A 12343-nucleotide genomic window follows, 5' to 3' on the forward strand; every position below is an offset into this window, starting at 1 on the left:
AAATAATAAAAGAATTGCCCTTTTTGGTATAATTAAGTTGCTAGACCAAACTTAAAATTTATCTTTTTCATGCGCTCAAGGCATGTGGAGAGTGTCTCACGACTAGTGTTAAAAAATGATTGAGCGTGTTTTTCAAATAATATTCTTATATGAAAGGGAGAGGGTTATGGAGGTATATAATTACATGGAAGAATTAGTTTATCGGTATATTGATGAAGTATTGAAAAAGTATAACAATGTGTGTAAATGTGAAAAATGCAGGCTAGATATGACTGCATACGCATTAAATAATTTACCACCGCAATATACTGTAACGGAAAAAGGTAAATTATTTACTAAAGTTAAGGAAATGGAATCTCAATATGGAGTAGACATTATTAGAGAAGTAACGAAAGCAATAGAAGTAGTGTCTGAAGAACCACGACATGAAACTCACTAGCGTTGCATGATTACATCATGAACTGGATAATGTGCAGAACCACAATTGGAATAAACAAATTATGCTCCTCTTTTTTCTTCTCTTAAAAAAATAATTTTGTTAACTAGAAATGAAAAATATCATGAAAAACAAAGAAATTTGTTGAAATTTGTTGACAAAAATATAGGTTAATATTAACATATAGTACAAATATAAGCATAATAATATCATGTTTATAAATAGATATATGAAGGGCAAACCTGCCGAAAGACGGGGACGCAAAGCCAAGGGCCTAAGGAGTAACATAATTTTATGGCAGCCAGTTGTATGAAAGCCTCTATGCAATTCGTGTACAGGGGCTTTTAGTGTATACAGATGATTTGAGTAAAGATTAAAGTGAAATTTAGCCTAGATGATGAAACATAGGATATTAACGGTGGATTCGGCGGAGCATAAGACCCAATGGAAGGATTGATTTGGCAATGAAAACGATTGAATACATAAATAGAACATATAGAACATTAGTTCCCTTGGTAATACCTGTATTAATTTCAAAAAAAAGGGAATTGAATCTTTATTATGCAAATGTAAAACATAAACTCAAATATAAGGAAGGCCTATTTTATCCAGCTGGAAAAATATGTAAATTTCAGCGGTGTAAAATAGGCCTTTTGATTTTTATTTAAAAAATCTGAACAATATATGCAAGGTATAATTAATCTGCGGGGAAACATCATCCCTGTAAACAACCTCAGAAATAGATTTAACCTAGTGATCGTAAATAAAAAGATTCGGACGCTAACCTTCTGAAAAGAAAGGGTGGACAGGATGAATGAAAAAATGATGCAGATAAAAACCTTGGAGGAACGGGAAAGAGTATTCAACGGCATTCAGAGTGCTATGTTCAACGAACATGATGCTATGATGCTTTTGATTGAGCCCCGAAGCGGTGAAATTGTTGATGCCAACCCTGCTGCCTGCGCTTTTTACGGCTATACCAGGGAAGAACTTTTAAACATGCATATCCAAGAGATCAACATGCTGCCGAAAGAAGAAGTGGAAAGACGGCGGCTTCAGGCGCTTCAGGGAAAACAGAGGTATTTTGTTTTTCCCCATCGTTTAAAGAGCGGGGAAATCAGGCTGGTTGACGTTTATTCCTGCCCCATAACCCATAGCGGTGAAACTTTGCTTTTTTCCATCATTTTTGATGTAACCGATCGGGAAAAGTACAAAGAAGAATTATACCGGGAAAAAGAATTGCATAAAACTATCCTTCTTTCCATCGGCGACGGGGTGGTCACCACCGACCAGACAGGTAGGATAACGGCCCTTAATCGGGTAGCGGAGAAAATAACTGGCTGGAGTGAGGAGGAAGTAAAAGGCAGTCGCTTTGCTGAGGTTTTTAAACTTATCAATGAAACCACCGGCGAAGAAGCAAAAGACCTGATAGAGAATGTATTGAAAACAGAGGAAATCATTGGCTGGGGCAACCATACTGCCCTGATCGCTAAAGATGGGCGTAGGATACCAATAGCAGACAGTGCTGCACCCATCAAAGACGAGAAAGGAGAAATCTTCGGAGTGGTCATGGTTTTTCGGGATGTCACGCAGGAGAAGGCTTGGCAGGAAAAAATCCTCAACTTAAGCTATCATGATTCACTGACCGGCCTCCATAACCGGAGGTTCATGGAAGAACAGATCAATGGGCTGGAAATGTCCCGAGAGATGCCTTTAGTGGTAATCATGGCTGATGTCAACGGGCTGAAACTGGTTAACGATGCCTTTGGTCACGAGGAAGGGGACAAGCTTTTAAAAAAGGCGGCAAAAATAATTAAAGAAAGCTGTCGGAAAGAAGACATCATCGCCCGCTGGGGCGGGGATGAATTTCTCATTCTTCTGCCAAATACTACAACTGAAATCGCAGAACAAATCATTGAGAGGATCAAAAATAGGGGTTTGCAAGTAAGTAGCGGAAAGACGCAACTAAGCATAGCCATGGGGTATGCAGTGAAGGCAAAAGCCTCGGAAAACCTTGAGCAAGTTATCAAAGAAGCCGAGGAATGGATGTACAGACGGAAATTAATGGAGGGTAAAAGCTACCGCAAGTCTTTGATCAACACCCTGCTTGCCACCCTATATGCCAAAAGCACGGAAACGGAGGAGCATTCCCAACGTCTGAAAAATGATTGCCTGATGATAGGAAGAAGAATGAACCTTTCCGCAAAAGAACTGGATGAACTGGCTCTTCTGACAGTGCTACATGACATTGGCAAAGTGGGTGTCAGGGGAAGTATCTTGCATAAGCCCGGGCCTTTGACAGCGGAAGAATGGGAAGAAATGAAAAAACATTCCGAAATCGGTTACCGCATCGCTCAAAATACCCCGGAACTGGCGACTATTGCCGAATACATTTTGTACCACCATGAACGCTGGGACGGCAAAGGCTATCCCCGGGGTTTAAAAAGGGAAGAGATACCTTTATTCTGCCGTATTTTGGCTGTGGCGGACGCTTATGACGCCATGACCAATGACAGGACATACCGAAAAGCGCTGAGCAAGGAGGAAGCAATTGCTGAAATAAGAAGGAATGCAGGGACGCAGTTTGATCCGCAAGTAGTAGAAATATTTTTGCGCATAATGGTACAAGAACATAATATGCAAAAGAGGCAAAGCAGAGAAAAATAAGGGATTTATTTTTATCTTTATTAAAAGAAGTGGTTGCCTCTGTTGCCGAAACCAGCGCGACCAGCCAAGTACTTTCTACTACTGTGGAAGAAGTTAGTGCCTAGGCGGAAATGGCAGAGAAGCTTAATTCACTGGTGGCGAAGTTTAAAGTATAATGTGCGCTTGATTTAAAGTAAAGGGATAATTTAAGGTGGTAAAAAATGAGTAACAATACACTCAAGAAAAAGAAAAAAATACTGCTGGTGGAAGACAGTCGCTTAACTGCCTTGGTCGTCGCTGAGTTTCTAAACAAAAACGGCTATGATGTGGAAATCGTCACGTCAGGGGAAAAAGCGGTGCAAAAGATAAGTGGCGGCTTTCTTCCAGACCTGGTTCTGATGGATATCGAATTGGCGGGGGAAATCTTCCGGATAAATACAGGGAGGCAATTGAAAAATCAGGTTCACCACTGCCCGGAACAAAATGCTATTTCTGTCGCGCAGACGAAGCCTTGGACAGAAACGAACCGCTTAACAGCGAAGTCGAATTGTCAGGTACAATCTGGGATACTTGGTGGATCCCGCTGGGAGAAGATATCTTTCTTCATTATGCTACTGATGTTACTAGGTACAAAAAAATAGAAGAGGAACTTCGCTTTTTATCTGTTACAGATACTCTGACGAATGTCTATAACCGCCGTTATTTTGTGCAAAAACTTGAAGAAGAAATAGAGCGTGCCAAACGGGCAGACAGTAAGTTTTCCCTGATCATGCTGGACATAGACCGCTTTAAGAGCATCAATGACCGTTTTGGCCATAACACAGGAGATTTAGTTCTTAAACGCATGGCAGAAACGATTAAGAATAGGATTCGCAGAATAGATACCTTGGCCCGCTGGGGCGGGGAGGAATTTGTGATACTGCTGCCGGAAACAACAGTAAATAAGGCGGCAGTTTTGGCGGAAGAACTGCGCAAGTTTAAGCCAAATGGATATTCCGGGCGTGGGCAGGGTAACGGCCAGTTTCGGAGTTGCCGGCTACTGTCCTGGAGATACGGTTGATACACTGGTAAAAAGGGCGGATGAACTGATGTATGAGGCAAAGGCTGCCGGCAGGAATTGTGTGCGGTATATGGATAAATGTTCATAGATGTTCCACTTCATTATACTGACATGACTGGTCAAAACGTCACGTCAGAATGATGAAGGACATCCGCAGAGAGGGCTATGCGGGAGGTTTAATCTTTGAATGGCTGGATTAGTACCTTTCAACAGAAAAAAAACAGATTTATTAAGCACCGGTTTTGCTGACTTCTACAACATGCTTGATGACTTTTTTACAGACGGTTGGCCTGTTAGAAGAAGTCTCGCAGGTGACACTTTTAAAGTTGACGTCCAAGAAGACGATAAAAACTATTTTGTAGTAGCAAGCAAAGCTTGAGGATGGCGTGCTTAACTTGATGATTCCGAAAAAAGAAAAACCAGATAACTCAGTAAAAATTGAAATCGAATAAAGAACTTATATGAAAACCACACCGTTGGCCCCTCCGGTGTGGTTTTTTTTACGCTCAAAATAAAGGAGACAAAAGTATTGGGAAAATATATTATTTACGCAGACAATAACTTACAGTATAATGTATTTATTGACTAAGACAATAAGATAGCATGAGTAGGTGTTTATAGATTGATAGGTTTAGAATACATACTTGGGCTTTACAACATGCAACATATAGAGCTAGCGGAGCACTTAGGGATTAAAAAACAGAATATACATTTATGGATCAAAGGAAAACAAAATATCCCGAAAAAGTATCTTCCCATACTTGAAGAGATCTTTCATGTTGATGCAGATTATTTTACAAAAGAGCTGGATGAAATAGAAAAGTTAGAGATTCAAAAAGAGAAATTAAAAAAAGATTTACAACCGATCATTCAAAAACATGAACATGTGCTAAGTAAAGGTGCTGAACAATTAGAAAAAGTACCTGTTTATGATAAAGAGGAAATCAACACGATTGAGAGAAGTATTGAAAAAGCTAGAATTATTCAGCGATTTAAAGAATCGTTAGAAGCAGCGGATCAACATCCATTTATGGATACCTATCGAATACTAATTGAACTCTTAGAACAAGCAGGAACAGAAATAATTTTACACAAAACCATACAAGGTCTCGCTCATTATCTAAATGTACTACCAGGAGATATTTCCACAGGGGAAGAACAAGAAGAATTTGAAGCAGCACTTTTTGAAGTGCTTGATGATCATAATTATTAAGGGGAGAGATGGATGATGGCAGAAACAACAGCAAATATTGGATTTGAGGAAACATTATGGAAAGCGGCCGATAAGCTGAGAGGCAGTATGGATGCGAGTGAATACAAACATGTCGTGCTAGGACTTATTTTCCTTAAATACATTTCAGATAAATTTGAAACGAAATATAATGAACTCGTTGCTGAAGGGGAAGGTTTTGAGGAAGAGTTAGACGAATACCTTTCAGAAAATATTTTCTGGGTACCGAAAGAAGCCAGATGGAATTACATCAGAGACAATGCAAAAAGTGAAAAAATCGGGCAGATGATCGATGATGCTATGATTCTCATTGAAAAAGAGAACAAGACATTAAAAAATGTACTTGAAAAGCGTTATGCCAGACCAGAAATAGATAAGAGAAGACTAGGTGAACTTATTGATTTAATTTCTACAATAAAGCTACATACAAAAGAAGAAAAGGACCTCTTAGGTAGAGTTTATGAATACTTCCTTGGTAAATTTGCAGACGCAGAAGGTAAAGGCGGTGGAGAATTCTATACACCTACTTCTGTTGTTAAAACTTTAGTTGAAATGATTGAACCATTTAAAGGTCGTATTTATGACCCTTGCTGTGGTTCTGGGGGTATGTTTGTTCAAAGCGAAAAATTTATTGAAGAACATCAAGGAAAGTTAACTGACCTAGCCATCTATGGACAAGAACTTAACGTTACTACATGGAAACTATGTAAAATGAACTTGGCCATTCGAGGATTAGAAGGCAATATTGGACCGGAACATGCAGATACGTTTCACAATGACCTTCATAAAAATGTGAAAGCCGATTATATTCTCGCCAATCCACCTTTTAATATCAGCGATTGGGGCGGAGAGAAATTAAAAGATGATGTCAGATGGGCTTATGGTATACCGCCAGCAGGGAATGCAAACTATGCATGGCTTCAACATATGATTTATCATTTATCACCCAATGGCATAGCAGGAATTGTTCTTGCAAATGGGGCATTAAGCTCCAATACTTCCAATGAAGGAGAAATCCGAAAAAATATACTGGAAGCGGATCTCGTAGATTGTATTGTGGCCATGCCGGATAAACTCTTCTATTCTACTGGAATTCCAGTATCTCTATGGATTCTCAATCGAAACAAAAAAGGCAATACAAAACATAGAAACAGAGAAAAAGAAATTCTCTTTATTGATGCAAGAAATCTTGGAGAAATGATCGATCGTAGACATAGAGAATTAAAAGAAGAAGATATTAGAAAAATTGCAGATACCTATCATCAATGGAGAAACTTGAATAATGGAGAATTGAGAATTGAGAATGGAGAGTCAAAAGAGTACGAAGATATAAAAGGCTTTTGTAAGTCGGTAAAGCTTGAAGAAGTTAGAGAACATGACTATGTTCTAACCCCAGGTAGATATGTAGGAATAGAAGAAGCAGAAGAGGATGGAGTTTCATTTGAAGAGAAGATGGAAAAACTGACTAGCGAACTCGGAGAGCTATTTGAAAAGTCACGCCACCTAGAAGAGGAGATTAGAAAGAATCTAGGGGGGATTGGGTATGAGTTCTAATGAGTGGAAAGAGTACAAATTATCAGAGATAATGAATATTTTTGGGGGAGGTACACCAAGAACTACTGTTTCAGAGTATTGGAACGGTGATATTCCTTGGCTTTCAGTTAAAGACTTTAACACTGATGATAGAACCGTATATAAAACTGAAAAAAATATTACACAACTCGGATTGGAAAATAGCTCTACAAGATTATTAGATAAAGGTGATTTAGTCATTTCAGCAAGAGGGACAGTTGGAGCAATTGCTCAGCTTGGAAAACCAATGGCTTTTAATCAATCATGTTATGGGTTAAGGGCTAATGAGCTAACTACCAATGATTATCTTTATTATTTGTTAAAATATAAAATTAAAAGTATTAGGCAAAATACTCATGGTTCAGTATTTGATACTATAACAAGAGACACATTTGAAATATTAAAGGTTAACTTGCCTAAGAATATCAAAGAACAAAAAGCCATTGCACACATACTCTCAACCCTAGACGAAAAAATCGAAGTCAACAACCAAATCAACAAAACCATTGAAGCTATGGCTCAGGCAATCTTTAAACATTGGTTTGTAGATTTTGAATTTCCGAATGAAAATGGAGAACCATACAAATCCAGCGGTGGTGAAATGGTTGAAAGTGAATTAGGGATGATTCCAAAGGGATGGGAGGTATCAAATCTTAGTAGAATTGCATATATCACAATGGGGCAATCACCTAAAGGAACTAGTTATAATGAAGATGGCTTTGGTGAAGTGTTTTATCAAGGACGAACTGATTTTGGCGATCGATTTCCAATAAGAAGATTATATACTACTGAACCCAAAAGAATGGCAAAATTAGGCGATGTTTTAATGAGTGTCAGAGCACCTGTTGGAGATATTAATATTGCTTATGAAGATTGTTGTATTGGTCGAGGACTGTGCTCAATAAGAAATAAAAGTGGCTACAGTTCTTACATGTACTATTTAGTGCTGAGTCTTAAAGACAAATTAAGTGTATATAATGGTGAAGGTACTGTGTTTGGATCAATTAATAAGGATGCATTGAACAATATAGTTATAGTTAAGCCGGATAATTCTATAGTTGATATATTCAATAAAATCGCATCTAGCTTAGATCAACAATATTTATGTCTTGTAAAAGAAAATAGAAATTTAGTAGTGATTAGAGACACCCTCCTACCAAAACTCATGTCAGGAGAAATCAGAGTACCACTTGATCAAGAAGGTGAAGTATCATGAAATTTGGAATGAGGAAACCGAGTTTAAAGAAAAGAATTGCGGCGAGGACGAGCATCAAAAGACAACTTGTTCATCGAGCAGGACTCAAAATGCCGAGAGGTTATGGCTGGTTAAGAAATCCAAAGAAATACGCATATAACAAGGTCTACAATAGAACCACTTTTGATATTTTTAAACTCATAAAGAAACTGTTTAAATAATGGGATTAAAAAGGGGGAACTACCTTTGAGTTTATCCGAAACTTTTACAGAAGAAATGCTTGAAGAGGCGGCAATCGAGATTTTAGGCGAATTAGGATATGAACATCGATTTGGTCCAGATATTGCCTTTGATGGCGAAGCACCTGAACGCAAAGATTATAAAGAAGTCATTTTAGAAAATCGAGTAAAAGATGCCCTTTTTCGAATCAACAAGGATATTCCGAGAGCCGCTCTTGAAGATGCATTTCGACAGGTTATCACGTTCAATAGTCCTTCTTTAGTTGAAAACAACCACCACTTTCATAAGCTTCTGACGGAAGGAATCGAAGTGTCCTTTAAGGAAAAAGATCTAATCCGAACCAAAAGAGCATATTTAGTAGATTTTGAACATATGGATCGAAATGATTTTCTAGTCGTCAATCAATTTACGATTTTGGGACTAGAAAATAGAAGACCAGACCTAATTCTCTTTATTAATGGACTCCCGCTTGTTGTCATTGAGCTAAAGTCTGCATCCGATGAGAATGTGGGAATTGAAAATGCGTATCATCAAATCCAAACCTATAAAAAAGATATTGAAAGTCTCTTCCATTACAATGCCTTCTGTATCATTTCTGATGGAATCAACGCTAAGGCAGGGACCATCACTTCCAATTTGGAGCGTTTTATGAATTGGAGAAGTGAGGATGGGGTGAATGTTGCCCCTCTTACCATCCCTCAATACGAAACCCTATTTAGAGGAATGTTAGCAAAGGAAAGAATTCTAGATATTATTTCGAATTTCATTCTTTTTCAAGAATCCAAGTCCAGTGATTATGATCAACAGGGTAAAAAAATAGGAGATAAGAAGTCTCTGATCAAAATCCTAGCTGCTTATCATCAGTATTTTGCTGTGAAAAAAGCAATAGAGAAGACAAAAATTGCAACAAGTGAAACTGGTGATCGGAGAATTGGGGTCATTTGGCATACGCAAGGTTCAGGAAAGAGCTTTTCCATGGTCTTTTATACCGCAGGACTTGTAAAGGAACTGAATAACCCGACAATTATCATCATTACAGATCGAAATGACTTAGATGATCAGCTATACACCACCTTTGCAAAATCAAAGGAGATTTTACGACAAGAACCAAAGCAGGCTCATATTCGGAGATTGACAGAGGAACAAAAGAAATCCCAAGCAAAAGATCATTCAAGGGAACTCAATGGACTTTATGATTTGCTCAATGAAAGAGAATCGGGTGGAATCATCTTCACAACCATTCAAAAGTTTAAACCAGAAGAAGGCGAAATGCCTGTTCTAACTGATCGCCGGAATGTCATTATTATTGCCGATGAAGCTCATCGAAGTCAGTATGGCTTAGATGCCAAAACTAATTTGAAAACAGGTGATGTGAAATTCGGTTATGCCAAATATATGAGAGACGCACTTCCTAATGCTTCTTTTATTGGGTTTACAGGAACCCCGATTGAGTTTGAAGACAAATCGACTCCAGCCGTATTTGGCGATTACATCGATATCTATGATATGACTAGAGCTGTGGAAGATAAAGCAACGGTTAAAATTTACTATGAAAATCGAATCATTAAGCTAGAAGCAGATGAGGATGTATTAAAAGAATTAGACACTGAGTTTGAAGAAATCACAGAAGGTCAAGAAGAAATAGAAAGAGAAAAGAACAAGGCCAAGTGGTCAAGAATTGAAGCCATCGTCGGTTCGCCAAACCGCATCAAAAAGTTAGCGGAAGACATCGTCAATCACTATGAAGCCAAAGCAGAAGTGATGGATGGAAAAGCGATGGTCGTATGTATGAGTCGGAGAATTGCCGTCGACTTGTATGATGCGATTACAGCCTTAAGACCGGAGTGGCATAGTGATGATGTAAACAAAGGGAAAATCAAAATTGTCATGACAGGTAGTGCTGCTGATGAAGAAAGGCTTCAAAAGCATGTTGGGGGGAAACAAAGACGGGACACATTAGCCAATCGGATGAAGGATAATAACGATGAGTTGAAAATTGTTATTGTTCGGGATATGTGGCTTACAGGTTTTGATGTACCTTCCATGCATACCATGTATATTGATAAGCCAATGAAGGGGCATAATCTGATGCAGGCGATTGCTCGAGTGAATCGAGTCTTTAAAGACAAAGAGGGTGGCGTCGTTGTTGATTATATCGGTATTTTGGAAAGCTTAAAAAGAGCCCTAAAAGAATATACAGACAGTGATAAGAAAAATATCGGTATTGATACTTCATCAGCGATTGCGATTATGCTTGGAAAACTAGAAGTATTAAGAGGAATGTTCCATGGCTTAGATTATTCCGATTATATGGGTCAGTCTCAAGTCAAACGCATTCGAGCCATTACAACGGGAATGGACTTTGTATTATCCATGAGTGAGAAAGAGCAAAAAGATTTTAAACAGTTTGTTACTGAACTTGGTAAGGCCCATGGACTCTGTGCCGCAACAGAAGAAGGAAAGGCCATCGCTTTAGAAGTCAGTTATTTTAAATCGGTAAAGGCAAGTTTAGTAAAGCTTGAAACAAAAGGCAAAAGTGCATTATCGAAAGCAGAGATTGAACAAAGAGTCAATCAAATGCTGGAAAGATCAATCATTTCAGAAGAAGTCATTGATGTGTTTGAAGCAATAGGGTTGAAACGTCCGGATGTATCCATTCTTGATGAGGAGTTTCTTGAAGAAGTGAAGGCATTAAAAACGAAAAATTTGGCATTAGAGATGTTGAAAAAACTTCTTCAGGGCGAAATCAAAGTCATGGAACGAAGCAATTTGGTTAAATCGGAACTCTTCTCTGAAAAGCTTAAGAAAGCACTTAACAAATACACAAACCAAGCAATAACGAATGCAGAAGTGATCGAAGAACTGATTAGAATGGCGAAAGAGATGAAAAAGATGCATGAAGAAGAAGAAAAGCTCGGACTCAACAAAGACGAAATCGCTTTTTACTATGCTCTTTCAAAAGACGAAGTGGCCAGAGAATTTTACGATGATGAGACGCTGAAAAAGATTGCACAAGAACTAACAGATTCTATTCGACGAAACGTGACGATCGATTTTAATGTAAGAACCCAAGCCCAGGCAACCATGAGAAAAATAATCAGAAGATTGCTAAAAAAATATGATTATCCACCAGAGCAAGCAATGGAAGCCTTAAATGTGGTGATGAAACAGGTGGATTTAATGTGCAGTAATGAAGCATTTACCTATGATCAAATGATTGATATACCATTAGCTGCTGAAGAAAAAAGACAATATGAGTTCTAAAACATCCAGAAGGGACAGATGAGAAAATCTGTCTCTTTATTAAAATATGTTTTTAATCGAGTGACTAAAGCTTGGAGAGCTTTTTATTCTGGAAAATATCACTTATACAAGAAAAGGAAATTTGTGTGTTTGTGTAGAATGGTAAGGTATATATTTTTTGCAAATTCTTTTCGAACAATTCATGACAGGAAAAAGTACTTTACCGACAAAATAGTCGCAAATCCCATCAATTAAGATTAAATTACGACTATTTTGTCGGTAAGGAAACGTTTGCAGAAATACCTGAATGCTGAATAAAAATCAAATTACATCAATGTAATAAGAAAGGAAGCACATAAATTGAAAAAAAATCAGTAAAGAAACAGGAGAACATTATATATGGGGATCGAATTGTGATGGATGGCATCTCCTAAAACAAGAGGATTTAAGTATCATTCATGAGAGAATGCCTCCAGGTACTGAAGAGGCACGACATTATCATAATAAATCAAGACAATTCTTTTTTATTCTTTATGGTAAAGCAATAATTGAAATTAATGGAGAAATACATGAATTAAATCAGTTGGAAGGCATTGAAATCCATCCACAAACACCTCATCAAATATTAAATAGAACGTCCAACGATATTGAATTTTTAGTTATCTCGCAACCAACAACAATAGGCGATAGAATATTAGTTCATGAAGAGAAACTCTAGTT

Annotated in this window: 12 protein-coding genes, 1 pseudogene and 1 riboswitch; all 13 genes and pseudogenes read left to right on the plus strand. The window is 37.9% G+C overall.

The features are described 5' to 3' along the window. The first annotated feature begins 184 nt into the window (after window positions 1-184). The 13 genes and pseudogenes from U473_RS00425 to U473_RS00475 all read left to right on the plus strand — a co-directional run bounded on the left by U473_RS00425 (window position 185) and on the right by U473_RS00475 (window position 12341). Window positions 185-439 (plus strand): late competence development ComFB family protein, encoded by a 255-nt coding sequence (locus tag U473_RS00425; protein ID WP_201024112.1) that lies wholly within the window; start codon window positions 185-187, stop codon window positions 437-439. Between the two features lie 222 nt (window positions 440-661). Further along, a riboswitch (cyclic di-GMP riboswitch) is annotated at window positions 662-749 on the plus strand. A gap of 368 nt (window positions 750-1117) precedes the next feature. Then, window positions 1118-1228 (plus strand): annotated as a pseudogene (locus tag U473_RS15570) (chemotaxis protein CheW); the annotation flags it as partial. Window positions 1229-1246: 18 nt separating this feature from the next. After that, window positions 1247-3103: an HD domain-containing phosphohydrolase gene (locus U473_RS00435; protein ID WP_068722377.1), complete on the plus strand. Its 1857-nt coding sequence runs from the start codon at window positions 1247-1249 to the stop codon at window positions 3101-3103. 200 nt (window positions 3104-3303) lie between these two features. Then, window positions 3304-3723, plus strand: coding sequence for a response regulator (locus U473_RS14025; protein WP_082732283.1), 420 nt, complete (start codon window positions 3304-3306; stop codon window positions 3721-3723). Then, the gene (locus tag U473_RS14440) at window positions 3630-4142 is read left to right on the plus strand and encodes a GGDEF domain-containing protein (RefSeq protein ID WP_201024113.1); all 513 of its coding nucleotides are present in this window, start codon (window positions 3630-3632) and stop codon (window positions 4140-4142) included. Before U473_RS14025 ends, U473_RS14440 begins: the two co-directional genes overlap by 94 nt. Continuing rightward, window positions 4069-4230: a GGDEF domain-containing protein gene (locus U473_RS15575; RefSeq protein WP_407701917.1), complete on the plus strand. Its 162-nt coding sequence runs from the start codon at window positions 4069-4071 to the stop codon at window positions 4228-4230. Before U473_RS14440 ends, U473_RS15575 begins: the two co-directional genes overlap by 74 nt. 99 nt (window positions 4231-4329) lie before the next feature. Next, window positions 4330-4521, plus strand: a complete 192-nt coding sequence (locus U473_RS00445) for a hypothetical protein (RefSeq protein ID WP_201024117.1) — start codon at window positions 4330-4332, stop codon at window positions 4519-4521. A gap of 243 nt (window positions 4522-4764) precedes the next feature. Then, window positions 4765-5355, plus strand: coding sequence for a helix-turn-helix domain-containing protein (locus U473_RS00450; RefSeq protein WP_068722379.1), 591 nt, complete (start codon window positions 4765-4767; stop codon window positions 5353-5355). Between the two features lie 15 nt (window positions 5356-5370). Beyond that, entirely contained in the window at window positions 5371-6927 is a 1557-nt protein-coding gene (locus U473_RS00455; protein ID WP_068727311.1) for a class I SAM-dependent DNA methyltransferase, read from the plus strand. Then, a complete protein-coding gene (locus U473_RS00460; protein ID WP_068722381.1) occupies window positions 6917-8161 on the plus strand; it encodes a restriction endonuclease subunit S in 1245 nt (414 codons plus the stop codon). The genes U473_RS00455 and U473_RS00460 overlap by 11 nt, the downstream gene beginning before the upstream one ends. Next, entirely contained in the window at window positions 8158-8361 is a 204-nt protein-coding gene (locus U473_RS00465) for a hypothetical protein (protein ID WP_068722383.1), read from the plus strand. Before U473_RS00460 ends, U473_RS00465 begins: the two co-directional genes overlap by 4 nt. Window positions 8362-8386: 25 nt before the next feature. Further along, window positions 8387-11644: a type I restriction endonuclease subunit R gene (locus U473_RS00470; protein ID WP_068722385.1), complete on the plus strand. Its 3258-nt coding sequence runs from the start codon at window positions 8387-8389 to the stop codon at window positions 11642-11644. Window positions 11645-11993: 349 nt separating this feature from the next. After that, window positions 11994-12341: a cupin domain-containing protein gene (locus U473_RS00475; protein WP_068722387.1), complete on the plus strand. Its 348-nt coding sequence runs from the start codon at window positions 11994-11996 to the stop codon at window positions 12339-12341. The last annotated feature ends 2 nt before the right edge of the window (window positions 12342-12343 follow it).

It is taken from the genome of Tepidibacillus decaturensis, from assembly GCF_001561915.1.
GTDB lineage: Bacteria > Bacillota > Bacilli > Tepidibacillales > Tepidibacillaceae > Tepidibacillus_B > Tepidibacillus_B infernus.